This window comes from Xanthomonas sp. NCPPB 3442 (assembly GCF_056725145.1).
Window position 1 is genome coordinate 69068 of record NZ_JBWZJT010000002.1, and the last position, 24898, is coordinate 93965.

Here is a 24898-nt window from a genome sequence, read left to right on the forward strand (position 1 = left end):
GCGAGTTGCACCGTGCAACTTACCGATCGCGCAGACGGCGGCGGCGACGGCGCTATCTCCTTCGACGCTGTCGGTTGTGCCGCACCGGCACCGGCGCCGGCAGAGCCGGTGGCTGGGCCAGCGTATGTCGCCGCTGAGCTGATGCGGCTCCGCGCTGACCCCGTGCGCTGCCGCAACATCGGTTTTGCTCTCAGGCTCGCTGACGAGGTGTCGCCTTCTCCTGCCGCCGCGCATACGGCGCTGCTGGTGCTGCGCGATCTGGTGCTCGAGCTTGCAGGGCAAAGGACCGTCGAGCAGCAGCAGCGGCACATCTCAACTTGGCGTTGACATGCTTACATCCACGGCATCTAAGGGCATGGAGCGGCAGCGACTCAACACCGTCGAGTTTCAGGTGCTGCGATCTATTGCGCGGTCCCCCTGGGAAACTCGTGGCGGGTGGATTCAGTGGCGAGTGCGGCGGAAGTGGGTCGGTCGCGACGTGCGCGGCGATCCGTTGCCCGATGCAGTATGGAGCGCGGCCTACGGCCTCGTGACAAAGGGGTTAGTCAGGGTCACCACAGTCCGCTGCTGTCCGGACTGCCACAACGAGCGAGAGGAGCTGGTTGTGAGCGAGCGCGGTCGAGCGCTTCTGGAGCGCGCGAACGTGGCACATTTGCCTGGAGAGGTGGCAATGCTGGCGCCATCGGCACAGGTCGTGCGGGAGCCAGCGCAAGCCTGGTGGCACAGAGCTGTTGCCCTGTTCACCTGGTCTGCGAGGCGAGGGCCGCGAGGTTCTGCCAGCGACAACCAGTGCTCGTAGTCGCCGGGTCGGTTGGATAAGATCGAGCTCCATAACGGAAATGGGAGCTCAGGATGTTTGAATTGGAAGGTTACACGGCAAAGCAGCTGGCCAAGCTCATTGCCCAAGTCGAAAAGCGGCAGCTCCTGCTGGCCAACAGGCCCAAAGCCGCCGCCATGCGCGCGAAGATCGACGAGTACGTTCGCAGCCACGGCTACACGATCGCTGAGCTCTACGGCAGCCGGAGCGAGCGTTCTGTAGCCAGCAGAATCAAGCGCAAGCCGACGGGGGGCAAGGCAGATGTCGGCGGCAGGCGCCGCCCTGGTCCAGTTACTGCCAAGTACCGCAATCCGAAGAACCCACAAGAGACGTGGAGCGGCCGGGGTAGCCAGCCGCGATGGCTCGCTCGCGAAGTCGCCATGGGGAAGCCGGTGCGCGCGTTCCTCATCGCCGACAGGTAACGCAAGAATACGCGGAAATACCAGAAAATACGCGCATATAGCCACTATGGACGGTAAACAGGGCTTGGATATATCCAAACGAAAGTGGTAGATTGACCCCGAGCCCATACGGGTCTCGGGCCGCTACTGAAGCAGTGCGGTCCTCCTTCGACACTTCTGGAGATCGCAATGTCCGCACTTCGTTCCCTGCGTGAGTCCAACGCCCCGAAGGGCGGTGGCCGTACGCCCAACACCTTCGCCGCCGTCCTGCAGGTGTCCACCGCCGTCCTGGAGAAGGCCGGTGACAAGGAAATCCTCAAGCTCACCGGTACCGTCCTCAACGAGGTGCCGGGCGCCGGCCGCGATCTGCCGGTGGCGGTGGAATTCCGCGGTGACGATGCCGACCGTGCCGTGAGCAACTTCGTCAAGGGCCACGGCGGCAGCCGAAAGATCTTCGACAAGGCCGAGAACGCCTCGGGCTCGGTCCTGACCCTGGAATCGTGCTACCTGACCGAGCAGGTTGTCGATGACCGCATGGTGATCAGTTCGCGCTGGGTGAATACGCTGCAGAAGGCCAACGAGGCCACGCATTCGGACCGCAGCTTCCTCGAAGGCGTGATGGCGACTTCGCCGCGGGTCAGCTTCGAGAATCCCGATTTCCGCCCCGGCAACGAAGAGCCGCGCACCATCACCATCCCGGTATCCCAGGAGAAGTTCACCGCCCGCGTCGAGACCGAGCACGGCACCTTCTCCCGCGAGTTCGATCGCGCGTGGGGTATCGAGCGCCTGAACCGCCTTCCGAAGGACGCCAAGCCCTCTGTGTTCATCGACACGGTCGAGCCGAACAACGCCAAGCTCGTCACCTCCGAAGAAGAGCTCCGCGCGGCGCTGACGGAGCAGCTGGGCCGTGGCACGCGTTCGCTGGTGCTGCTGCGCGTGACCGATGGTGAAGAGGTCATCGATCGCCTGGTGTACGGCCAGTACAAGAAGGAAGGCGACCAGTACCTGCCGGATCCGGAAGCCACCATCGAGCAGCTGTTCCAGAACAACGTCTTCCGTGACATCGCGAACGACGATCTGCTGGCCGGCCTGGCCGATGGCACGCTGAAGATCGACGCAGTGCCGGGCTACCGTCTCGGTTACGCGGGCAACCCGCTGAAGGACGACAACGCAGCGTACAAGCTGGTGTCCGACCTGAAGGCCAACAAGGTGACCCGCTACGAGATCATGTTCGGCAAGGAGCCGAACCGCTTCGCCAGCGTGGTGCTGCCGGGCGTGGCGCGCAACGACACCATCGCCGGCTTCTCGCCGATCAATGTGATCGCAGACCGCCCGGGTCGCCATGCGGCGCACGAGATCGCCACGGCTCACATCGACCCCAAGGCACCTGCGGCGGCGGCCGCTGAGCCGGAAGAAGAGCCGGCCGAAAGCCCGGCGCCGTAAGCCCGGCCGCCGCAGTAGACGACTCAGCCGCCTCCGGGCGGCTGAATCGTATTGAGCCCACGAACTTCATGAGATCTCCGATGGATGCGAACACGCCCGTCCGCTGGGTGCTGCTGGACCCCGAACAACCGCGGCTGCGCCTGGTAGGCGCTCAGTTTCCCTCCGGCTCGCGCAAGCTGGTGCTGCTTGGCGGCGAGTCGCTTGCCCCCGCCGCGCGCAGCGTTCTCGCCCAGCTGGGCTTCTACCAATCCCCGCGCGGCTTGCTTCTGCGCGATGACCTGAAATTCACCTTGGGGGAGTTGCGACGCGCCTTCCCGGCGGCCAAGCCAGTGGAGGTCCCGGTCGGCCACGTCGTAAGGGCATTGCCCCGCCGATCGAACGCGGGCGATCCGGTTAATAGTGGGGACCTGCAGATAAGCAACATCATCGGCGCCGTCCGTGAGCTCGGCCGCAACGCGGCAGGCGAACAGGTGTTCGAGAGCGAACTGGGGAGGTTCGCTCGCCGCGACAACGAGGTGGTCGCGCGGGAGGATGAACTGGACGGAAAGGCCGGCGCTTCCAGATTCCTGCGTGCCACGTCCGCGGACGACCTGGCCAAGTGCGCAGACGGATTCGTCTTGGACATGCGGCGTGGCAAGCCAATGCGCTATGCAGATCTCCGGCGGTGGGCGGCTGTTGTCAATAGCGCGACTGAGCAACAGGTCGAAACGACCCCGATGCTGCGTGAGTGGCAGGAGGCGGTGGAGGCGGCTTTGGTCAGGGCGCTGGGAGCACATGGGAACGCAGATGTTGCGGCCTTCGAGCTCGCAAAGCGCCTGGAGGAAAGGCAGCCGCCATTCAAGGCACGCACGGCCAACTCCATCATCAATCAACAGTACTCCACGACTTTGCCCCTGGCCGTAGCAGTCCAGCATATCGCCGGCGATCAGCACGGGAAGTTCGTGTTGGAGCCCACGATCGGCAACGCATCGCTGGTCTCGCTGGTCCGGGGCGCCAGTATCCATTCGTTGGATATCGACCCCGCTCGGGTCGCAACCGTGCAGCGGGACCGGCCTGACATCCATGTGGCCGTAGGCGATTTTCTAGCGGATCCGCCATCGGCGCCGACCGCCGACGGTAAGTACGACACGGTGCTGTGCAATCCCCCGTTCGGCGGGTTGGCTCGCCCGCTCATGGTCGACGGGCTCCGCGTCGGCAGACTCGATCACCACGTCCTGATCAAGTCTCTCCGCATGCGGCGGGATGACGGACTTGCCGTGTACATCATCGGCGGAGACAACGCCGTTGACAGCCGAGCAGGGGAGGTCCGCGGCGGATCTCGGCATCTATTCAACTGGCTGGCTGATCACTACCAGGTTGACGCAGTTGAGGTGGACGGCGGCCTGTATGCGAAACAGGGGGCAGGGTTTCCGGTTCGTCTGGTAGTGATCGGTCGCAAGGTGCCGAACGGCACGCCGATCCCGGACAGGCTCGATGTCCTGCAGGACCACGAATCGGTGATCGCGTGGGCACGCCAGATGCGCGAGCGTTACGCGCCGGTACCGCCCGCGCCGCTAGAAGCGGCACCAGAGGACCAGGCCGGCCCCTTCTTCGACGCCGCGCACCTGGACCTGCCCCCCGCGCAGGCAGTGACCGCAGATCCGGCCGCAAAACTTTCGTTCGATGCGATGGACCTCGACTTGCCGCGAGACCCGGAAGGGGCGGGCGGGCCCGTCCCGCTGGAGGAGGTGCAGACGGCGCCTGGTCCGATGCCGCCGGCACCCGCCGGGCATGAGGGCCCGGCGAATGTATCGGCGGTTGACGAGAACAGCTATCAGTCGCCGTACATCGCCCAGTCACGCGTCGGCGAGGCCTCGGCGATGATTCCGCGCAATTTGCAGACCGCGACGCGCTCGGCTTTGGAGCGCATCGTGGCAGAACACGGTGACATTGACGAGTTCGTGGCGAGAAATCTCCACTGGCGCGTGGAAGAAATGCGGGAGAACGAGTATCTGTCGCCCGAGCAGGTCGATGCGGTGGCTCTTTGCATCTATGCCGAGCAGTATGGCCGCGGCTGCCTGGAGGGCGACCAGACGGGGCTGGGGAAGGGACGGGTCATGGCGGCGATGGCGCGCTACGCAGCCCTCCGAGGGCGACAGACCGTGTTCCTTACGGAAACACCCACGCTGTTCACCGACTTCTGGCGCGACGTGCAGGACATTGGCTCGGCCGAGCTCTTCAAACCCCTGATCGTCAACGACGGCGTCCCTGTATATGACCCCAAATCTGGGGAGACCCTGGTGCCGGCGACACCCCGGTCGATCCTGCAGCGAGCTCTGGCCGATGACGCAATTCCGGACGAGTTCAATCTGGTGCTGGCGACCTACAGCCAGTTCAACCGCAGTGCCAGCATATCTGCCAAAGCGCGATGGATAGCAGGCGCTGCTCGGGAGTCGCAGCTGCTGCTGGACGAGGCCCACAACGCGGCCGGGGACTCCAACACGGGGCGGAACATTGCAGCCGCGATCGAAGCGTGTAGGGCAGTGACCTATAGCTCCGCCACGTCGATGAAGGGAGCGAAGAACGTTCTGATCTACAGCGCCCTGTTTCCGCAGTCGGTCGATGTCGCCGGTCTGCCTGAAACCCTTCAGACCGGTGGCGAAGTTCTGCAAGAAGTGCTGTCGGGCATGATGGCGCGCGATGGCGTCTTCATCCGCCGTGAACACGATCTCAGCGCACTCACGTTCGAGACGGTCACCGATACCCCGCGGCTGCAACGGAACATCGAGCTCTCCGACAAGCTGGCGGAAATCCTCGAACTGATGAACTTCGTCTCGGGCGATATCAACGTGATGGTCAGCGAGCGGAACAAGGAGATCGAGAAGCTGCGGGAGCAGATTCCCGAGCAGGAGCGTAAAGGCGCTCGAATGGGTGCAATCTCCATGAACTTTGGCTCACGCCTGTTTGCGATCTATCGACAGTTTCAGATGGCAATCAAGACGGACCTTGCCGTGGACCGCGCCATCGCGGCACTGGAAGGCGGGAAGAAGCCGGTCATCGTGTTGGAGAACACGATGGAGTCATTGCTGCGGGACGTCATCACCAACAGTCGCGCAGACGGATTCGACCAGTTTGACGAAGACGTGGCCAGCGCCGCGGCGGCCGCCACGGCAGAGCAGGACCTGGCGGCAGGTGTCGATATGGGGCAGGACCTCGCGTTTGCCGATGTGCTGAGAAGGATGCTCGACAAGCTTCGCTATTACAACGAAATGACGGGGTATGGCGAGGTCGTGCGGCGCGAAGTGACGAACAAGGAAACCCTGAAGCTCATCGCCAGCATCGAGAGCTTGATCGGTGAGTTCCCGCAGCTGCCGGCCTCTCCACTGGATCAGATCCGCATGCGCCTGGAACAGGCCGGCTTCTCGGTCGACGAGCTCAGCGGGAGGAGCCTGCGCATCGAACGTCGGGCTGACCCACTCACAGGTGAGTCAAAAACGGTTGCCACGATTCGGCCGGAGAGGCCTAAGGCCAGAATCGTCCGCGAGTTCAACATGGGCGAGACCGACGCGCTGCTCCTGACCCGGGCTGGATCGACCGGCATCTCGCTGCACGCGAGTGGGAAGTTCGACGATCAGCGTCAGCGCGTGCTCATCGAGCTGCAGTCGGCGGCTGACGTGAACGTACGCGTCCAGTTCTTTGGCCGCGTCAACCGGAAGGGGCAGGTAAGCAGCCCCGAGGTCGAAACGCTTTCGTCGGGCCTGATCGGCGAGGCAAGGCCGATTGCCATGCAGAATGCCAAGATGCGGAAGCTCTCGGCGAACACGACGGCTAACCAGGATTCGGCGGCGCTGGACCGGAATGTGCCGGACTTCATCAATGTGGTTGGCGACCAGGTCGCAAGGCGGTACCTCGAAAGCAATCCCACTATCGCCCACCGTCTGGATATCGACCTGGATGTGGAAGGCGATGCCTCAGGCTTCCAGCACGAGGCGTACTTCATCACCAAGCTCACAAGCCGTCTGGTGATGCTGCGCAACGCAGAGCAGGAGGCGATCTACGAGGAGATCACGAGCGAGTACAACCGTATCATCAAGGAGCTAGACGAGAAGGGTCTGAATCCCTTCAAGTCCAAGGATCTCGATCTGCGGGCCAGCGAAGTGTCGCGCACGGTTTTTGAGGGGGGCAACGCGGCGTCAGGTTCCGTCTTCGAGCAGCCGGTGTTCCTGAAGACGATCAGCTACACCGAAGAGGTAATGCCGCTGCGCGCAGAGGACGTGAGGAGCAGGTGCGAGCGGAGCGAGGCCAGGTTCGATTCAGCCTACGGCCATCCGCTACCGCGAGTGCTGAGCCGTATGTCGGGCGCCTTGGAGCGGCTGATGCCCAAGCTCTTGCAGGAAGCTGCGCAGGGGCGCAGGGAGAGTGTCGAGGAACTGCTTTCGGCTGCAGATGTCAACTCCGTGAAGAGGTTGCGTGACCGCATCGACTTCATCGTAGGCACCTTGCCGCGCTGCGTGCCGGGAGCCATCGTGACATTCGCAGGCGCGGAGAACGTCAAGACCGACGGTGTCTTGGTGGACGTTACGCTTCCAAACAACGAGAAGAAGATGCACAACCCCGGGCAGTACACCGTGCTGATCGCGGTTCCCGGCCAGTCGCAGTTGGTCGAGCGTAGCCTCTATGCGCTGATGGAGGATCCCACGTTCGCGACCAAGCCTGTTGGCGCCTATGCTCCTCGACTCTGGGAAGCGTTTGACTCTGCGCCCGCGGGCCTGATCACGCGAACCCGCTGCGTTCTGGACGGCAATCTGTTCAAGGCAGCGCAAATGGCAGCAGCCAACAAGATTGGCAGCTGCGTCATGTACACCGACGAACACGGTGCCCGCCACCGCGGCGTGATGCTCAACGCCGGGATCAAGCCCAGCCACATCAACTCGCTACGCGTCCGCGTGGAAACGCCGGCCGTGGCAGCGTGGTTGCTTCAGGAGCATCCGGATACCCGGTTGTCGACCAACAGCCAGGGGGAATACGAGCCCGACAGGCATGCGGCGGTCGAGCGCGACGGCCCGTTGCTGAAACTGACGGTACCCGGGACCAAGGCCTGGGGCGGGAAGTATTTCGGCAGCGAAGCCTTAAGGGCATTGACGGGTGAATTCGCCGGGACCCGCGCGTACATGGTGGCCAGGTTCGCGCCTGAGAAACTGGCGGACGTGCTGAAGGTGCTCACATCCGTTGGTGTATCTCTCTATGCGCCGGGCGAATCTCGCGCGGAAATCAACAATTTCATCCTGGCGAAAGATGGATATACTAACGAATGTGACAAGAGCGAGCCGGCCCTCACGCTGGCCGGATAGGAGCTGGAATGAACCTTTGGGCCCAGATATGCGAGGCGTTGCCGGTGCCGGAGGAGTTCGGCACCGGGTGCACCTACGTGCGTTTCTCCCACGTCACCGAGGACGGCGCCTCTGGTGAAGACCTGACGCTGGAGTTCCAAGAGGCCGAACCGCCGGCACCGGCCACGATCCAGCTCAGCCACAGCGAATGGCGCCTGGTCGACGGTCAGCAGCGGACAGTTCCGCTGCTGACTGTCTCGTTGGAGGCGGCCACAGGCGAGCCGCTGGACGCAACCCGCTTCCCGGGGATCAATGCGAGCCTGGCCGCAGCGCTGATGCAGGCGGCCTCATTTCGGGTTATTCGGTGAAGTCTCGTGCGCCGGCGCTCACTTCTTCGCTTTGAAGTTCGCCTCCAGGTACGTGCCCAGGGCCTTGGCCGGAATCTTGGGTCCGTACTTGCGGTGGATGAACTCCTGAATTCGTGCGAGCGGCAAATTCTCGTCGATGAAGATTTGAAGGACCGGACGCTTGGAGTCGAGCAGGTCGCGGATTCGACTGCTAAGGCCAAAGTTATGGGAAAGCGCGAAACGACGCGCTTCCTTCATCTCGGCACTGCGCGGGCTTACGGCCCCTTTGCCGCTGGCGGGCAGCGAGCTGGAAGTCGTCTCCTTGGCTGCGCTCTTCCGGACAGCCGACTTCGTCGCACTGTTCTTCGCACTGGCCTTGCGGACGCTGGCGCTCTTTGCCGGCTTTGCCTTGGTGCGGCCTGTCGTCGTCATCGTTCGAGTCCTCGGCTACGGGGACCGCTCCCCAACACCCTGATTCTACAAAACCCTTTCCCGCTTCGTCCCGCCGGATATGGAAACGAATGTGGTGGAGAACCCCATGCCTGAATTCAAATTGTACGTTGCGGAGAAGCCCTCGGTCGGCAAGGCCTTGGCTGGACAGCTTGCCAAGCGCACACCCCAGATCGCGAGGTCCGGCACCCATATCGAAGGCAAGGATTGGGCGGTTTGCTGGCTGGCCGGGCACGCATACCAGCTGGCGGAGCCTGACTACTACATCGAGCGGTCGTTCCCCGATGCGAAGCGCGGTGCGAATGGACGCTTCTCGTGGTCGTTCGATCACCTTCCTCTGTTGCCGGCGAATGACGAATGGCAGATCCTCCCGGTCCGGGACAAGGCGGAGATGATCGGAACCGTTCGGAAGCTGCTCAAGCGAGCGACAGTCGTGGTCCACGCCGGCGACATCGACCGTGAGGGCCAGCTGCTTGTCGACGAGGTCCTTGAGGACCTGGGCTGCCGTGTACCTGTGAAGCGTGTGCTGCCGAAGGCGATCGACGAAATCTCGGTACAGCGGGTGCTCGCGGATGAGCGGGACAATCGCGATTTCGCGCGCATGCGTGATGCTGCCCTTGCACGCGGGCGGGCGGATTGGCTCGTCGGTATGAACTACAGCCGGTGCGTGACGCTGCAGGCCCGAGACAGCGGATCGTCGGGGCACGTCTCAATCGGGCGCGTGCAGACGCCAGTCCTGGGTCTCATTGCGGCTCGCGAGTTGGAGATTCGCAACTTCAAGCCGATCGATTACCTGGTACTTACGGCGCAGATTGCGGTGCAGGCCGGTAGATTCCGCGCACGCTGGCGTCCGAAGGCGGGCCAGGCAGGCATCGACGAAAGCGGCCGGCTCCTGGATCCGGCCGTGGCCGCCATGGTCCACCAGCAGGTCGCCGGCAAAGTGGGCCGGATCGCTGAGTATCGAGACGAGCAGAAGAACGAGAACGCACCGTTACCGTTCTCGTTGGATGAGCTCCAACGGCTGGCGTCAAGGCGGTACGGTCTGCCGCTCGATCAAACGCTGAAGATTGTCCAGGGCCTATACGATGCCCAGCTCGTTACCTATCCCCGAACTGACTGTGCGTTCCTGCCTTCGAGTCAGCATGCGGAGGCGCCGGAAGTCGTGCGCGCGGTGCGCGAGGGCTTTCGGAACACTGAGCTGGCAGCGCAGCTGGCTCAGGTCGATACCGCTCGCAAGAGCCGAGCATTCGACGACAAGAGGGTCACCGCGCATCACGGCATCGTGCCAACGCCAAAGGTGGCGAACCTCGATTCGCTGGGGCGCGAGGAGAGGCTCCTGTACGACGAGATCTGCCGACGGTATCTGGCCCAGTTCATGCCGCCGCACACCTACCGCAAGGTCACCGTCCGTGTGGACATCGCCGGCCACGACTTCACTGCCAGCGGGCGCACGACCCTGAAGCCGGGCTGGAAGGAGTTGTATGGCAAGACCGAGCAGGCCGCGGAGGACACGAGCCCTTCCGGCGAGAAAGATGACGAAGCGAATCTGCCCGCCATGCGGCAGGACGAGCCGGCACGTTGCGATGGCCTGGATCGGGAACAGAGGAAGACGGAGCCGCCGGCGCGCTTCACCGACGACACGCTTCTGGAGGCGATGGTGAACATCCATAAGTACGTCACCACGCCGCAGGTGAAAGCGCACTTCGTCGCAATGTTGGAGAAGAGCAAGACAGGCTCGGAGGACGAAGCCCAGGGGTGCGGCATCGGCACCCCTGCGACCCGCCATACGTTCGGACCCAAGCTGATCGAGGTGGGGCTCGTTGAGCTTGTGGCTGGCAAGAAGAAGGCGAAGTTCTTCGCGCCGACGGCGGCCGGTCTCGCGTTGTACGAAGCACTGCCCAGGTCGTTGACGATTCCTGACGCTACCGCGGTGTGGGACATGGCGTTCGCCAAGATCGAGGCCGGAGAGATCACGTTGGATCAGTTCATGGCATTTCAGGCCAGGCAGATCAACGCGATGCTGGAAGAGATCCGCAAACTGCGGATCGCGCTGCCTGATTTGGGGCAGTCGCGCTCACCTTCCGCGAAGACGGGCGGGGGCAAACGGAAGACAGCCGCCAAAGGCGGCAAGAAGGGGAGCGGCGCATCTGGCGGCGAGCCGTGCGAGAAGTGCGGCAAGGGCACGATGCAGTTGAGGAATTCAACGCGAGGATCCTTCTATGGATGCAGCAACTTCCCGGTCTGTAAGCACACAGCGGCTGCTTGATGGCCTGCCGTTGTCCGCCTTCGGTTTGCGACATAGGGTGCGCGGACGGCGAGTAGAGCTGATCGATCACGAGGCGCGTGTCGTGGCGTCCGTCTCCACGCACGCAGGCGTAGAGGAGCTTGGGTCGCTCTGTGGAGCGATGCTGGCGTTGGCCCGAGGGGTAGGGCGCCGCGAGGCGCTCGCCGCCGTGCGCGCACGCCTTGACCGTGCGTCGGAACGCCGCCAATGCTGACTCAGCAGGGCCTCTCTCGGGTTATCGCGCCCATGTTCCAGCCGGTCGTGGATCTGTTTAGCGACGACACGCTGTACTTCGAGGCGCTTGCCCGATCTTCGACAAAACGAAGCCACCTGGAGCTGCTCAGGTGCGCCGAGAACTTTGGCTTCATCGAGCTGGTCGATGCCGCAATGCTTGAACTGGTGGCGCACCGGCTCGCTATCGAGCCCGACGTTTCCATCGCAGTGAACGCGTCGGTAGGTACGATCGAACGCAATTGTGGGGCTCTTGTGGCGGCGATCTTCAGCCACCTGCAGCAGGCGGACCGCCTTATCGTCGAGATCACGGAGACGGTAGCGGTACGCGATCCGCGCAGCGTGGAAATCTTCATGTCGGGCGCGCGAGCCGCTGGAGTCAGAGTCGCATTTGACGACTTCGGTGACGGTCACTTTTCCTTCGAGCACATCCTGCGCTTCAAGCCCGACATCGTGAAGCTTGCGGGGACGATGCTTGCTCGCCCGAGAGAGTTTCGTCGCGATATCAGCCGGCTGCTTTCAATGGCTGCTGCAGAGGGATTCGCGGTGGTCGCAGAGAATATCGATACCGAAGAGAAGCGGCAATCATGCGTCGCGATGGGCATCCGATACGGTCAAGGATTTCTGCTCGGGGAGCTTGCCGAGACCCCCGTGCGGACCACCGAGATGGCCCCTCTCGTGTCGCGGCGAGGCATACGGGCGGCGGCGAAGAGCTGATGTGATGGTGATGGGGTCAAAAGACTAGCCGACTCGTCGGCGCGTACGAGGGCATTTCGGATGACGAGAGAAGCAAGCTCGGCCGGCGAGGGGAGCAATGCCGCGGCCGCTATGCACCGGTCGCTATGCGATGTAGCTGTGCGTTGGCTGAGGAAGCACAATTCGGGTGGCGGACATGGTTGTTCGGTGGCGCAGTCCGAATGCTGGCCGGGCTGGCGTGGTGAGCAACCCGATGCCATAGGGTGGCGGCACGCAGGATATCAAGACGGTAGCGTCTTGGTGGAAGTCAAGGTGTCGCGGGCCGATTTTCTGGCCGACGCACGCAAGGAGCATCGACTGAAGCCGGCGCTTGGGGTCGGCCGTTGGCGCTACTTCATGTGCCCGGAAGGGCTCATTCGTGCCGACGAGTTGCCAGAGCGTTGGGGCCTGCTCTGGGTGACAAAGAGGGGAACGGTGAAGGCGATTGCGGGGGCTGCGGCGGCGCTGCGTTGCTATACGCGGTTGCCGGATCACCTGGCCTATGCGGAGGCGCTGGAACGGTATGCGTTCGCCGAACGGAACCTGGAGCGTGAGGTCGCAATGCTGGCTCGCCTCGTGGCGCGCGTGCCAGATATGGAGGCAGCCAACAACAAGATCCGGGCGGCGAACAACCGCGCCAACCACTTGGCCACCCTTCTGGAGCGTGAGCGCACGGAGAACCGAAATCGCCACGATCGGTGGATGGAACTTCGATACGGTAACGGAGAATGTGGCCGGACGGCGCAGAGTGCTTGGCAGTCCGCCGGCGCAATGGAAGAGCCGGCATGAAGGCGGCGCCGTATACGGAGTGTCGGTTGTACGTAGATGGAATACCCGGCCTGGCGGAGGGGGACTATTTGCGAACGCCAGGCGGATCCGCATATTGGGTGACATCGATTGCCGCCAGTCGCAGCCGACCGAAGCGTCGGAACCTGCGTTGCCTCAGGTGGCCCGTCGACGAGATTCCGGAATCGGCAGTCGTCCACACGATGCACTGGTATCCGCGCCGGCGCAAAGGCCGGTGACCGATGGCAAATCTCCCCTGTTCTGGGGGACGACGTGACGTCCCGGTGCACGCGATGACGTGATGGTGCTGGGAAACGCTGGAACAGCGTGAATTTCTGGCACATGTGCGGTCTCTGCATCCAGCACGCCGACTGGGACCATCGGCACCACCAGGCGTGGCGGCGGCGTGTGGCTGGCCGACCCAAACATGGGACTGCTGCCGCCGGCGCGGCCTAGCGGACCGCCACATGTGGCAGCATAAAGGCTACCTGGATAAATCAATAAAAGTGGCGCAAAATTGCAGGGCGCGGCACGCCGGGGTGGGCATTTGGCCGCGGCCCGAGAGGAATTTGCGACCATGAGCGATGCGAAGAAGCCGTCGGTTCACTACACGGTGATCAGCGCCGACGGATGCGAGCGGACCACTTCGTACGGCGCAGACAGCTGCCGGTATGAGGTGTACCACGACACCGGCTGGTCTCCGCGCGAGCCCGAGCTGCAAACGGCCAGAGTCGAGATCGAGATCTACTGGTCGGCCAGCCGACATGAGACGTTGCAGCTGGATGGCGACCAGCACCGTGACATGGAGATGTATGACCGCCTCCCCGAGTTGCTGGACGCGATCGCGTCGGGCGATGAGCCGCAGGCCGCGCTGGAAGAAGCGCTGTCCGGCGTCGCACGGCTTGCGATAGCGTGCTGAGGTGGTTATGAACGACAACCTTCAGCCCCTCTACGTTTCGAGTGCCGAGCGCGACGCGATCGCAATCGCCCTGAGTGAGTTCGGCCGCAGTGGTCGGATCACGCGCGAAAGAGCGGTGGACGCGGGCAACCACGAGCTTGCGGTGTCCTTGACAACCCAGTTGGATGCAGCTGCTGCCGCCCTGGTACGGCTGCAGTCGGCCGCGCCCGATCTGACGGACAACCTGGCCGGCCGCCTACAACTGCATGGCGGTAGCAGCGGGCTCCTGGGTGGATCTCTCGCAGAGAGTCCGCTGTGGTCGCGATCGCGCCACTCGCAGCAATGGGCTTCCGACGGCGTGGAATGGGAGGCCGACCGTCGCCGAGTGGCAGAGTCAGTGGTCGGGCACCTCAAGACGATGATCGCCGACCTTCCGGCTCCCGATGGACACCAGTGGAAGCTCTACGAACGCCACGAGTTGACGTGGTACATGGGCGGGCCGGGCAAGTCCATCAGCGCGTTCTTGGAGCCGCTGAACATGCATTCCAAGCGCGCAGAACAGTCTCACGGGGAGGTGCGCGTCTTCCTGGATGAGCCGCGGGCGACCATTTTCCTTGGGACCGGCCCTTTGGTTGAGGGACGACACCGCTCCGTGTTTGCCGAGGGGGCCGCCCATACCAGCGGCAAGACGTACCCGGAGGCCCTGCTCTTGGCCAAGACGCTCATTGCGACCAGCATGGCCGTCAATGCACACGTCGCGGCGCAGCACCCCGCACAGATGGCCGACCTGGACGAGCATTACGAAGAGGCGTTCAAGCCATGATCGTTCAGCGTATGGTGCGCGCACCAATTCCTGCCGCGACGCGCGAGCGCCTGCGAAGAAATTGCAGCACGACACAGGCGGTGGTAGAGGCGGCCGCGAGAGCGGGGCGCACCTTGCATCCACGTGACGCATACAAGGAGTTTCGGGCCGCCCAGGACTACTTCGAGCTCGGGTGCTGGCTGGTGTACTACCGGCAGCAGATGGCGAATGAGGAAGGCGGCGAGGTGCGCTGCGAGTGTGCGGAGCTCCTGCGACGGCATGGGTTGCTGGAACCGACCCGGAATTTCGAGACCGTGTTCGGATTCGACATCGATTGCTATTCGTTCGTTGTCGAAGGGCGTCCACGCGAGGCGTCAAGTGCGGTTTCCGCATGGCAGGCGGAGGTACGGGCATGCTGAGGAAGCTCCCGCCGCAAACCGCGCTGGCGGCGGCCACAAACGCCGCCGGCATGTCGTCGCCGAACAGTCCAGATGGCTTTCGGCCCCACATCCAGGTGAGCTACACAAAGCTGGGCAACAGCCGCGGGCAGCCGCGCCTGTGGCTCGAAGGCCTGAGGCTCGGTAAGTGCGGATTCCTGCCGGGATCCAAGTTCCGAGTGGAACTGGACCTGGTCAACCGTCAGGTGCGACTTAAAGTCGATGCCGCTGGCGATCGAACTGTTTCAAAGCGTGAGAAAGCACTTGACGGCGGCGAAGTTCGGCAAACGCCCATCGTCGATGTTACCGGCGGCGCCTTGTCGCAAGTTCTCGGCGAGGGAGCGCGGGTACGGGCGACGCTCGCGCCCGGCGAGATCGTGTTCGACCTGCACCCGGCCGACCTGGCCTTGGAGCGACGCGAAAAGCAGACCCGGAGGCACGTGCGAGACGGGTTCCTGACTGAAGCAACGCTGTGCGCCGGCGCCGGCGTATCGACTTTGGCGCTCAAAGAGGGCTTGGAGCGCGAGGGGCTGCGCACACGCGTGGACTGGATCGTCGACCGCGAGGGCGCCTACCTGGAGCTGGCGGCGCAAAACAACGATGCCATCGGCTCGGACACGCGCTTGTACGAGGCCTCGCTGGAGGAGATCGACGCAGCAGCGCTGTCGCATGTGGACGTGCTGCAGGTGTCGCTTCCGTGCACCGGGCACAGTCTGTCCGGAAGGGCCAAGCGGAAGCTGGAGAACGCCGAGCAGCATCCTACCGATGCGCTGTCGGTATTCGGTCTGCTGCGGATTCTTGAGGCCGTCAACCCTTCTATCGTGGTCTCGGAGAACGTCGAGCAGGCCCGTGACAGCGCCAGCTATGACCTGGTACGCGCGTACCTGGACGCGCAGGGCTATGTGATGTCCGAAGTCGTGCTTGACGCCAAGGTTGCTGGCACGATCGAGAACCGGCGACGTTGGTGGTTCTGCGCAATCAGCAAGGGCCTGGCCGGCAACTACTCGATGGCCGAGCTTCCGGCACAGCCGCGGCTCTATGAAACGCTCGGAGACGCACTGGATGCGGCCGCACACAACGAAGAATCCCGGTGGCGCGCTTACGACTACCTGGCGGAGAAGGCGGCCAGAGACGCAGCTGCGGGCAAGGGATTCAAGCGACAGCTGGTCACCCCCGAGGCGACGGAGGTCGGCACGATCGGGCGCGGTTACGCAAAAGCGCGCAGCACGGAGGCATTTCTCATCCGCGAGGACGGACTGCAGCGGCTACTGAGCCCAGTGGAACACGCGAGGGTCAAAGGTATCCCAGAGAAGCTCGTACGTGGGGCAGGCACGACGCTTGCGCACGAGGCGCTTGGGCAATCGATTCTTTTCGGACACGCCGCGGCGATTGGACAAAGCCTTGCCGCGCACCTCAAGCATCGTGCCACCGACGCCGACGCAGATGTGGCTGAAAACAGCTTCCGATTCTAGTTCACAACATAAGGAAAAACCCTATGAAGCCGCAGACGCTGACGTGCCAGAAGGACCCCCGATATACCATTGAGCTGGACTATCGCGAGGCCCACCCCGCCGACCCCGGAGTTGGCACTCCGGCCATGGTGTATGGGCCGCGCGGAACGCACGGAACGTTTGCCTGCGTCGCCGAAACGGGGTGGCTGAACGAAGGAGATCGCAACGGACACGAGCTACCGCCGTCCGTTCTCAGCTGGCTGGAGGATCGCCGCGAGCATGTAGAGCGGTATGTCAACGCTGCATTCAAATTCGCGACGAATCCACGCGCCGGCAAGGGCGATCCCTCTGACAAGCCGGTGGAGATCCTGGACATCACCGTGGAGTCCGAAGGCGATTACGTGGATGAGGTGGAGATCATCAGTTCGTCTGTAGACGACGATCAGATGGAGTTCCTGCTCCAGAGCGGCGATGGCGTGATCTACGCTCGTGACCAGAACGGCGTGGTGATCGAGATGTGGTTGGACATGGATGAACAGTCACTCGTTGCGCGACCGGTGAAGGAAACCGCGAGCGGGATGGAGCCCATGAGCGACGATGAATGGCGTGAGCATCTCCCCCCGGCGATGTCGCCGTGATGATCCGGGGGCGGCCTTACCGAGGCCACGTGGCCATGCCCGTGGCGCTGCTGGGCGAGGGCAACCAGATTGTTCATCCCGAGCGTGCGCGGTATTGCGACCTGTGGCGCGCGGATCTCGTCACCGAGGTGGATCCTTCGCTGCCGGCCGATCGCGCGGCCCACTATACCGTGATGCTCTTGTCGGATAGCCCGGACCCAGCGGGCGACGTCGATATCGATGTACTCGATGCCAGGTCGGCGGAACTCGTCGGCCAGTTGTGCGACGACCTGCATCGCGCTGAGCACTCGCTGATGCGTGCAGCGGCGGTGGGGCTGAGCGCGGAGCAGCGAGGAAGCGCGCTTCAGGTCATAGAGTCGAGCGCTCGCCGCTGGCACTATTGCAAGAGGGCAATCCCTATGACATTTGGGAGCGATAGGCAGGCCGAGCTTGCCCCCTTGGGAATGGAGGGGCGCATGCGCGCCACTGGCCAAGACGAATCTAGCTCCGCTACGGCCTACTGGTCTGCTTCGGAGCACGGCTTGGGCCCCGATCAAAGCGAACGGCTGCTGATCAACCTCGTTGATCGCGAGGACGCCAAGCTGTTTGATTTCTTGCGCGAACAGATGGCCGCGGTCCGTGAGTTCGGACTCGCGCTGGAGCCGTGGGTAACCGCCGGCGCGTCAGGAGAGCCGCCGTTGGGCCGCGGCTTCTATGAGCCGATGAACGTGGACCCACAGTCGTGGCCAGTCCCAGCCTTTGATCTGACGCCGGAAGCCTGGATTCGCACGTTTCACGAGCGTGGCCTGGACTTCGATCCGGCGAGTCCCAGGCTGGAGAAGGACCTGGCGGACGCCCGCGACGAGTATGGCGACGCGCTGGTCGGACGGCGGCTCGCCGCCCGCATTGCCTGGTCGATCGAGCACTACTGTGCGCGGCAGGGTCTGACGCGTGAGGACCTGCGAAGCGTTGCAGCGGAACTAATGCCCGCGGCCGCAGAGGCCGCTTCATTGAGGATGACCCCATGACGCCGCAGATCACAGCCGAAGACCGGCTCAACGCACGGCTGTACGCACTGAGCGCAGCGTTGGCCAACGTGCTGCCCTACGCGCTTTCTCGCGCTGAGGACCTGCACGAACTTCACGAGAGCGGGGACGCGGATTCCCAGAATCCTGACGCGCATCTGAGGGCCGGGAGGGCCTATGAAGAGGCCGAAAGCGTGTTGCATGCGGTCGCCGCCGGTGCCCTGGCGCAGCGGCTGCAGCTTCGTGATGTCGGCGCACAGCTTGCCGCCGCGCTCGACTGCTACGTGGCGGCGCCGTTTATCGGCAACCAGTACGGTGCCTATCAGCTGCGGGCGGCCCGCGAAGCCGTCCAGGCTTGGCGCCTAGCCTGCGCCGACGCCGACGTGCTCGATGACACGCTGGGCGACCTCGCCGAGCGGCTCCGCGAGTCCCTGAACGGCTATCTCGACGCCCCAGGCATCAAGCTGCAGTATGGCGAGGCGAACTATGTCCGCGCTGCGGATGCGGTGGACGCCTACTGGACGTGCCGGTTGGCTGAGCTCGGGGGGAAGATGCCTCCGCTCCGACCTGGCCCGGACATGGAACCGTCCGATGAGCTCGACGACGACATGCGGCCAGGGATGTGACGATGGGCGCGTTGGCGAAGATCCGCAAGCAAAGCCGGCCAGTCATCGCCGGCATCAGATCCGACGGCTTCCGCGTAGGCCTTTCGACGGGCTTCCATCCGGACATTGTCGCGACGCTGAAGGAGAAGGGGGCCAGCTGGTCCGCCAGCTCGCGCACCTGGGTATTGCCTGCGGACGATCGCATAGCGCCGCTCCTGGACGAGCTTGGCCATAAGGGCGGGACCCGGATGTCGTATGACCGGGCGATTGCACAGGCGCAGCTGGTCGCAGCTCTGGAAACGCCCGAGGTCGACGCGTTCGCTCCAGACCTGGACGTCAAGATCTACCCGGTCGCTGGCGATGGCGGATATGTCGTCGATACGCGCTACGACATTCTGGTCGTCGCCTGCCTGCGGGCATTGGGCGGCAGGCTGTTGAGCAGCAAAGAAGGGTGGTACATCCAGCGCAGCCTGGAGCAGCTGCTGGCGGACCTGGCCACCAAGGCCGGGGTGCTGCGCGGTCACGTGTTCATTCACGAGGGTGAGATCCGCATCGACCGCACCGGTGGCGGATACGAGGCCGAAGAGCGGCCTACGATCAACGTGTCCGGGGCCGAGGTCAAGCGGGAGCAGCGCGGGGAGGAAGAGGGAGAGGAGGGACGACTGGCGATCGTTCTGCAGCCTCTGCAGCGTCACGACGTTGACATGGAGTGGTTTGAGAAGGCCACCGCCTCAATGTCGCTGCTCGATCATCAGCCGGCGGGAATTCTGCACCTGCTCGGCGCCAACAGTGCGCTGCTCGGGGATGAGCCTGGTCTGGGGAAATCGAGACAGTCTGCCGCCGCGCTCCATCTCATGCCAGGAACTGGGTGCCGGCTTCTCATTGCACCAGCGAGCCTTTGCATCAACTGGTCGCGCGAGATCCTGGCGGTCGATCCGCGCGCGAAGGTCTCGATCTTGGATAAGGAGGGTGTGGCCGAAGAGCCCGAGTGGCTGATCGCCTCGTACGAGAAGCTGGGCGTGATCGTCCAGGCGATCACGGATGGGGTCATCGCACCTCGCGCCGTTGTGTTCGACGAAGCCCACAGCATTATTCAACCGACCGCGTCGCGTACGCTGAATGCCTTCCTCGTGGCGCAGAAGGTGCCACGGAGGTACCTGCTCACCGCTACACCGATTCTCAACCGGATTGTCGAGCTGCACACGCTTCTGCGTCTCTCGGGGCATCCCCTGGGCGACATGGATCGCGGCGAGTTTGCAAAGGAATTCGCTGGAAGCCAAGAGGCGCGCGTACTACTCGCGCAGCGGGTGTCGGAATGGATGCTCCGCAGGCCGAAGAGTGTGCTGGGCTTGGACGCGAAGGTACAAGATCCACGGTATCTGGAACTATCCGGCCCGCAGGGCGTCGAGTATCGGCGCATGGCCGCGGATCCGAGCCTGACCGCCCTTGCCAAGATCGGTCGGCTTCGCCAATACCTGGAGCGCCAGAAGGCGGACTGGCTCATCCAGACCGTCGCATCAATGGATGTGTCCGACAAGGCACTCATCATGTGCGAGTTCCAGGATACCGTGGACTATCTGGCGGAGGAGTTCGCCAAGGCGGGCATCGAGGTCGTCACGTTCCTCGGTAAGCATTCCAAAACGCGCAAACAGCAGGCGATCGACCGCTTCCAAAGCGAGCCTGGGGTCAGGTGCTTCATTGGCACTACGAAGGCCGCTGGCGTCGGCCACACGCTGACAGCCGCCAACGTCGTGTGCTTTGCCTCGCTCCCATGGACGAATGCGCTGAAGAAGCAGGCGGAAGATCGTGCTTGGCGTTACGGCCAGAAGAGGATTGTCACTGTGCTCATTCCGCTATTCGCCGGCACGATTGATGAGCAGGCGATGGCGTTGATCCAACACAAGGCCGCGATCGAGAACGATCTTCTGGAAGACCCAGCCGCAGCCATCCTGAGCTTGGGGACGGCGTCCAATGATCCGGAGGATGCCTCGGAGATATCGGTCGCCGATCCCGAGTACGCGGCGATCCTTAAGTATGCCAAGGTGGCGTAGCCGGGACGCCAGCGTCGCCTATTTGCTGTTGAACGATGCGGAGTCGCGGTCGCTCTTCGCGCGCACGGCGGCGATTTCGGACCATGCCTTACCGCGGCCAGGTTGGCGGTCAGCGACCAGGTAGGTGAGACCGTTGCGGCGCCAACCGGCACCGCACAGGGCGAGAACTTCGTCCCGTCCTCGGTGCCAGATCAGTACAGGGGCGCAGGAGCCGCGCCCAGCTCTGCGCCATTCGTCCGTCCTGAAGTCGCCATCCTCCGCGGTGGCTTCACCGAGACGTGCCACCAGCGCAGCGGCAACGGCCTGGTAGGCACCTTTGGCAAACTGGAACTCCACCGGGGTTCAGCCGACATACGTGTAAAAATGACTCGCAGAATCCAATTTCTTTTGTGAAAACATGAAGTTGCCGGATAAAACGGCGCTTCCATCGCTCATCCACTACCTCGTCCCTTTCGAGGTTCGGCACGCTGCAACTGTCTTGCGGCGACTGTGCGAGACCAGTGGTCGCAGGGTGGGTAATAGACGGATGCCGCCTGCTTCACAGCAGAGCACGCAAGGGCTATTCGGCAGTACACGCTGCCGGGATTGAGGGCCGGCAGGAATCTGCGAAAAAATTCTTTACTAACAGCAAGTTATCCCACTTTTGGCTGTTTTTTGCACGAATCCCTGCCAACCCTGACTCTTGGCTGTTTTTTACACGTCCCTGCCGACCCTCAAATTGAGCATGGTATTCATGGCGACGTCGAATCAGCCATGCGGGTTGATGTGGTGCAGACGTCCTCTGTGGACTAGGTAGCACGCTCGCAATGGCAATGTGAGCAGGGTGCCAGCGCCAACCCATTCGCGCTCCCAAACATGGCTTCGGTGAATCAACGACTTTCAGAGAGCTCTTCGCCAAACTTGCGTCCGCAGTCGTTACAAGAGATCAACCATGGGACTATGCAGCTCAAAGACGAGCGTGACAGGCTCACCTGAGCATCATGCTGCCGCTCCGCGCTTTCCACATTCTACTAACAGCCGCCCCAACTAAATTCGCGAGGGAAACATGGGCCTATGCATTACAAAATCTACTGGCGGTCAATACGGCGGAGATTCAGGATCACCCCCATCTTCCCCGAATGTTACGGCTTCTTCCTCTCATCAACCAACAGCTTCAAATGCAGGAACATTCGATGGTTTAAACGGGCGCCCGCCGGAATTGTCTCATCATCGACTGGCGAGGCGAGCTGGACAATATACGCTAAAACAAACTTCTATAGCTGACTATCAATCGGAAAGAGGACACCCTGGCAATTCAATAAAAGATCGTAGCGGATCCTTATTTCCATGGGTTCGTGTTTCTGATGTCGATGCGGACTCCAATTATAGCTTTGAGATAGATAGTTCCACCACGGTCAAGGTAGCAGGATTCAACGGTCTGACTCCTAACCATCAAGGAACACGCCACCTTTACAGCGCTGGAACAAGCCAAGTAAACATGCCAGTGGTCACCGATAATATGACTGCCTGCATTGCAGTCGCATGCGCTGCGGAAAGAATCGATCATTACACAGGCGAACGCATGCCCGGCGCGCAGGTTCGAGTATTTCATCTCCTGCCTTTTAATCACCAAGAACTCATGCCGGAAAATGTTATAGCATCCATTCGTGATTACATACATGATGTCAAGGCCAAGGGCCTGACTATGCGCGTCGCAATGTATGGCGGAGATCGAGTCGGTGATTTCTCAGTGAGCACTGCAGAGGCGCTGGGATGTCTTTTTGAAAATGAAGGCATACCCGTAGAATTCAATGAGACATGCGCCAACCGAAATTCAGAAGCGCTGCTCGGGGCCGTCATTCTAAATGACAATTCAACTCAGTTCATAAAGCATTTGGTTGCCGCCTGACATGAAGTAACTGCGTTAAACTATCCTTTTCTCGTTGGTGCAACGAAGCCATAACTGTGACGGCGAAGCATTGACGCTGAGGATGATTCATACCTTTCCCCAACTGGCTGATCACCCGCCTGCCGGCATTGCACCGGCTGCGATGGCCTGTTCGTGTTCGCCAACGGAGTGCGCTGGCCGCAGCTGCGTCAGGAGCTGTTCCAACGTGCTCAGACGTACCGTGGCACGCAAGGTGTCCGCCTCGGCGTGTTCCCGGCGCTGGCGCTCTTCGACCAGCTCGGTCCGCGCCGCAGCCAGTTCGGCGCGCACGCCTTCCAGCGCGTGGACATCTTGGGTCCAGCGCACCTGCAGGGCTTGGTGCTCGGCGGCCGTCAGGCGCAGCGCGTCGCGCTCGCGTTGCTGGGCGTCGGCCCGCTGGCGCGCCTGCGCCAGTTCTCGCTCCAGGCGGGTATGGCGTTCCAGCCACTGGCCATTGTCGCGGTTGAGCTGCATCAGGTCGTGGTTCTTGGCGGTCAGCGCCTCGTTGGCCTGCCGCAGGGCGACCTGCAACTCCTGCACTTGGTGCGCGTGCCGACGGTGCTCCTGCTCACGCTGGTCCTTGACCGAGGTGCGGTAGTGCTCAAGGGCTTCCCTGGCGTGTTCGTGCTTGTGTTCCAACGATTTCGCATGGGCGTCGTGCTCGGCCACGCGAACGGTCAGGCCAGAGATCCGCTCCTGCAGTTGGGTCAGTTCGGTGGTGCGGCTGGCCACCTCGCTCCTGGTGGCGTCGCCCGCCTCGCGCTCGGCCTGCAGGGCTATTTCTGTGCGTTGCAGTTGCGTCCTGAGCGAGTCAGCCTCGTGATGGGCCTGCTCCAGCGCTTGGGTGTGCTCCTGCAGCTGCACCTGGAAGCGCGCCTGGGCCTGCGCTACGACCGTGTCGGCCTCGGCGTGCAACCGCTCGGCGAGGCGACTGACCAGATCCTGCAGCGCGTCGCTGATGGCGACCTTGGCGCCGGGATGCTGTCCTTCCTCGTCGTCCAACTCCCGCAAATAGCGGTGGATGGTGGTCTTGGACCCCGTATTGCCCAGCGCCACCCGGACCGCGTCCACGGACGGATGCGTGCCGGTTGCGCGCAGGCCATCGCGGGCACGTTGCACATCGCTTTTGTACACCCCGGACCTTGCCATCCGTCACTCCACGTATTTCGTAACGTATTACATACCATGTAATTACATACTCCTCAACGCGCTAAAGGGGCTATCAGTGCGCATTGAGCTGACGCGGGATAATGTTGAATTATCCCGCCTTAGCTGGAATTTTCGGCTACAGTCGCCCTGCGGCCGTACGAAACGGCGTTTCGGAGCGAGGCGGTGAGCTCGGTCAAGCAGTATCTGGAAGCGGCAACCCGCGCCAACACCGAGCGCGCGTATGCAGGAGCGACCCGTCACTTCGAGGTCGAGTGGGGTGGTCATCTGCCGGCGACTGCGGAGCAGGTGGCGCGCTACTTGGCCGCCTACGCCGGGCAACTCGCGCTCAACACACTCAGGCACCGGCTCGCAGCACTGGCGCAGTGGCACCAGGTGCACGGCTTTGTCGACCCAACCCGGGCGCCAGTGGTGCGCCAAGTGCTCAAGGGCATCCAGGCGCTTCACCCGAGCGTCGAAAAACGCGCCACGCCCCTGCAACTCACCCAGCTGGGCCAGGTCACGACATGGCTGGAAGACGCGGCGGCCGCGGCCCACTCTCGCGGCGATCGCGCCGCAGAGCTGCGGCATCTGCGCGATCGCGCCTTGCTGCTGCTCGGCTTCTGGCGCGGCTTCCGCGGCGATGAACTCACCCGTCTCCAGGTGAACCACCTGCGCCTGGTGCCGGGCGAAGGCATGACCTGCTTCCTGCCGCACAGCAAGAGCGATCGCCAACACGCCGGCACCACCTACAAGGTCCCGGCGCTGTCGCGCTGGTGCCCGGTGGCTGCCACCATGGCCTGGGTCGCGGCAGCCGCCCTCCGCGAGGGGCCACTGTTTCGCGCGGTCAACCAGTGGGGCGGGATTGCCGCCGCCCCGCTCCACCCCAACAGCCTGGTGCGCCTGCTACGGCGGATCTTCCGCGAGGCCGGGCTGAGCTCTCCCAACGCCTACAGCGGCCACTCGCTGCGCCGCGGCTTCGCCGGCTGGGCCAACGCCAACGGCTGGGACGTCAAGGCCCTGATGGAATACGTCGGCTGGCGCGACGTGCAGTCGGCGATGCGCTACATCGACGGGGCCGATCCGTTCGCCCGCCAGCGCATCGAAGCCAGTCTGCCGGAAGCGCCCGCGCTGCCCAGGCCTGCAACGACCTGAGG

Annotated in this window: 19 protein-coding genes and 1 pseudogene; 18 read left to right on the top strand and 2 right to left on the bottom strand. The window is 63.1% G+C overall.

From position 1 onward, the window contains the following. The first annotated feature begins 12 nt into the window (after positions 1 to 12). The 5 genes from AC1POX_RS21955 to AC1POX_RS21975 all read left to right on the top strand — a co-directional run bounded on the left by AC1POX_RS21955 (position 13) and on the right by AC1POX_RS21975 (position 8338). Positions 13 to 327: a hypothetical protein gene (locus tag AC1POX_RS21955; RefSeq protein WP_481108621.1), complete on the top strand. Its 315-nt coding sequence runs from the start codon at positions 13 to 15 to the stop codon at positions 325 to 327. Between the two features lie 525 nt (positions 328 to 852). Then, entirely contained in the window at positions 853 to 1239 is a 387-nt protein-coding gene (locus tag AC1POX_RS21960; protein WP_481108622.1) for an H-NS histone family protein, read from the top strand. A gap of 168 nt (positions 1240 to 1407) precedes the next feature. Continuing rightward, positions 1408 to 2661, top strand: coding sequence for a hypothetical protein (locus AC1POX_RS21965; RefSeq protein ID WP_481108623.1), 1254 nt, complete (start codon positions 1408 to 1410; stop codon positions 2659 to 2661). A gap of 80 nt (positions 2662 to 2741) precedes the next feature. Next, positions 2742 to 7991 carry a strawberry notch C-terminal domain-containing protein gene (locus tag AC1POX_RS21970; RefSeq protein ID WP_481108624.1) on the top strand — a complete coding sequence of 1750 codons (5250 nt, stop codon included), beginning with the start codon at positions 2742 to 2744 and terminating at the stop codon, positions 7989 to 7991. Positions 7992 to 7999: 8 nt separating this feature from the next. Beyond that, on the top strand, positions 8000 to 8338 hold the full coding sequence (locus tag AC1POX_RS21975) for a hypothetical protein (protein WP_481108625.1): 339 nt from the start codon (positions 8000 to 8002) through the stop codon (positions 8336 to 8338). 18 nt (positions 8339 to 8356) lie between these two features. On the opposite strand, the gene AC1POX_RS21980 is transcribed toward AC1POX_RS21975, so the two are convergent. After that, the gene (locus AC1POX_RS21980) at positions 8357 to 8749 is read right to left on the bottom strand and encodes a hypothetical protein (RefSeq protein WP_481108626.1); all 393 of its coding nucleotides are present in this window, start codon (positions 8747 to 8749) and stop codon (positions 8357 to 8359) included. Positions 8750 to 8855: 106 nt separating this feature from the next. Between AC1POX_RS21980 and AC1POX_RS21985 the strand changes: the two genes are divergently transcribed. The 12 genes from AC1POX_RS21985 (at position 8856) to xopAF (ending at position 22577) form a co-directional block, all read left to right on the top strand. Further along, complete coding sequence (locus AC1POX_RS21985) at positions 8856 to 11033, top strand: DNA topoisomerase (protein WP_481108627.1); 2178 nt, start codon at positions 8856 to 8858, stop codon at positions 11031 to 11033. A 225-nt stretch (positions 11034 to 11258) separates the two neighbouring features. Beyond that, positions 11259 to 11999 carry an EAL domain-containing protein gene (locus AC1POX_RS21990; protein ID WP_481108628.1) on the top strand — a complete coding sequence of 247 codons (741 nt, stop codon included), beginning with the start codon at positions 11259 to 11261 and terminating at the stop codon, positions 11997 to 11999. A gap of 276 nt (positions 12000 to 12275) precedes the next feature. Further along, positions 12276 to 12806, top strand: coding sequence for a hypothetical protein (locus tag AC1POX_RS21995; protein WP_481108629.1), 531 nt, complete (start codon positions 12276 to 12278; stop codon positions 12804 to 12806). Between the two features lie 574 nt (positions 12807 to 13380). Then, on the top strand, positions 13381 to 13722 hold the full coding sequence (locus AC1POX_RS22000) for a hypothetical protein (protein WP_481108630.1): 342 nt from the start codon (positions 13381 to 13383) through the stop codon (positions 13720 to 13722). 7 nt (positions 13723 to 13729) lie between these two features. Next, positions 13730 to 14524 (top strand): hypothetical protein, encoded by a 795-nt coding sequence (locus AC1POX_RS22005; protein ID WP_481108631.1) that lies wholly within the window; start codon positions 13730 to 13732, stop codon positions 14522 to 14524. Further along, positions 14521 to 14922 carry a hypothetical protein gene (locus tag AC1POX_RS22010; RefSeq protein ID WP_481108632.1) on the top strand — a complete coding sequence of 134 codons (402 nt, stop codon included), beginning with the start codon at positions 14521 to 14523 and terminating at the stop codon, positions 14920 to 14922. The genes AC1POX_RS22005 and AC1POX_RS22010 overlap by 4 nt, the downstream gene beginning before the upstream one ends. Beyond that, positions 14916 to 16412, top strand: coding sequence for a DNA cytosine methyltransferase (locus tag AC1POX_RS22015; protein ID WP_481108633.1), 1497 nt, complete (start codon positions 14916 to 14918; stop codon positions 16410 to 16412). The genes AC1POX_RS22010 and AC1POX_RS22015 overlap by 7 nt, the downstream gene beginning before the upstream one ends. Before the next feature lie 23 nt (positions 16413 to 16435). Then, positions 16436 to 17029: a hypothetical protein gene (locus AC1POX_RS22020; protein ID WP_481108634.1), complete on the top strand. Its 594-nt coding sequence runs from the start codon at positions 16436 to 16438 to the stop codon at positions 17027 to 17029. A gap of 35 nt (positions 17030 to 17064) precedes the next feature. After that, positions 17065 to 18036, top strand: coding sequence for a hypothetical protein (locus AC1POX_RS22025; RefSeq protein ID WP_481108717.1), 972 nt, complete (start codon positions 17065 to 17067; stop codon positions 18034 to 18036). Next, positions 18033 to 18659 carry a hypothetical protein gene (locus tag AC1POX_RS22030; RefSeq protein WP_481108635.1) on the top strand — a complete coding sequence of 209 codons (627 nt, stop codon included), beginning with the start codon at positions 18033 to 18035 and terminating at the stop codon, positions 18657 to 18659. Before AC1POX_RS22025 ends, AC1POX_RS22030 begins: the two co-directional genes overlap by 4 nt. A 2-nt stretch (positions 18660 to 18661) precedes the next feature. After that, entirely contained in the window at positions 18662 to 20689 is a 2028-nt protein-coding gene (locus AC1POX_RS22035; RefSeq protein WP_481108636.1) for a DEAD/DEAH box helicase, read from the top strand. Between the two features lie 1045 nt (positions 20690 to 21734). Next, positions 21735 to 22577, top strand: a complete 843-nt coding sequence (gene xopAF / locus AC1POX_RS22040) for a XopAF/AvrXv3 family type III secretion system effector (RefSeq protein WP_481108637.1) — start codon at positions 21735 to 21737, stop codon at positions 22575 to 22577. Positions 22578 to 22688: 111 nt separating this feature from the next. Here the strand turns inward: xopAF and AC1POX_RS22045 are convergent, their stop codons facing one another. After that, entirely contained in the window at positions 22689 to 23744 is a 1056-nt protein-coding gene (locus AC1POX_RS22045) for a DNA-binding protein (protein WP_481108638.1), read from the bottom strand. Positions 23745 to 23927: 183 nt separating this feature from the next. Here AC1POX_RS22045 and AC1POX_RS22050 point away from each other — a divergent pair. Then, positions 23928 to 24884: pseudogene (locus tag AC1POX_RS22050) on the top strand (tyrosine-type recombinase/integrase); the annotation flags it as partial. Positions 24885 to 24898: the final 14 nt, after the last annotated feature.

Bases quoted from the DNA above. Each gene is read 5' to 3' on its own strand.
- xopAF (WP_481108637.1), top strand. From the start codon at position 21,735: ATGGGCCTATGCATTACAAAATCTACTGGCGGTCAATACGGCGGAGAT.
- AC1POX_RS22025 (WP_481108717.1), top strand. From the start codon at position 17,065: ATGCCCGTGGCGCTGCTGGGCGAGGGCAACCAGATTGTTCATCCCGAG.
- AC1POX_RS21965 (WP_481108623.1), top strand. From the start codon at position 1,408: ATGTCCGCACTTCGTTCCCTGCGTGAGTCCAACGCCCCGAAGGGCGGT.
- AC1POX_RS21980 (WP_481108626.1), bottom strand. From the start codon at position 8,749: ATGACGACGACAGGCCGCACCAAGGCAAAGCCGGCAAAGAGCGCCAGC.
- AC1POX_RS22010 (WP_481108632.1), top strand. From the start codon at position 14,521: ATGATCGTTCAGCGTATGGTGCGCGCACCAATTCCTGCCGCGACGCGC.
- AC1POX_RS22030 (WP_481108635.1), top strand. From the start codon at position 18,033: ATGACGCCGCAGATCACAGCCGAAGACCGGCTCAACGCACGGCTGTAC.
- AC1POX_RS21975 (WP_481108625.1), top strand. From the start codon at position 8,000: ATGAACCTTTGGGCCCAGATATGCGAGGCGTTGCCGGTGCCGGAGGAG.
- AC1POX_RS21990 (WP_481108628.1), top strand. From the start codon at position 11,259: ATGCTGACTCAGCAGGGCCTCTCTCGGGTTATCGCGCCCATGTTCCAG.
- AC1POX_RS22035 (WP_481108636.1), top strand. From the start codon at position 18,662: ATGGGCGCGTTGGCGAAGATCCGCAAGCAAAGCCGGCCAGTCATCGCC.
- AC1POX_RS22000 (WP_481108630.1), top strand. From the start codon at position 13,381: ATGAGCGATGCGAAGAAGCCGTCGGTTCACTACACGGTGATCAGCGCC.
- AC1POX_RS22015 (WP_481108633.1), top strand. From the start codon at position 14,916: ATGCTGAGGAAGCTCCCGCCGCAAACCGCGCTGGCGGCGGCCACAAAC.
- AC1POX_RS21960 (WP_481108622.1), top strand. From the start codon at position 853: ATGTTTGAATTGGAAGGTTACACGGCAAAGCAGCTGGCCAAGCTCATT.
- AC1POX_RS22020 (WP_481108634.1), top strand. From the start codon at position 16,436: ATGAAGCCGCAGACGCTGACGTGCCAGAAGGACCCCCGATATACCATT.
- AC1POX_RS22045 (WP_481108638.1), bottom strand. From the start codon at position 23,744: ATGGCAAGGTCCGGGGTGTACAAAAGCGATGTGCAACGTGCCCGCGAT.
- AC1POX_RS22005 (WP_481108631.1), top strand. From the start codon at position 13,730: ATGAACGACAACCTTCAGCCCCTCTACGTTTCGAGTGCCGAGCGCGAC.
- AC1POX_RS21970 (WP_481108624.1), top strand. From the start codon at position 2,742: ATGGATGCGAACACGCCCGTCCGCTGGGTGCTGCTGGACCCCGAACAA.
- AC1POX_RS21985 (WP_481108627.1), top strand. From the start codon at position 8,856: ATGCCTGAATTCAAATTGTACGTTGCGGAGAAGCCCTCGGTCGGCAAG.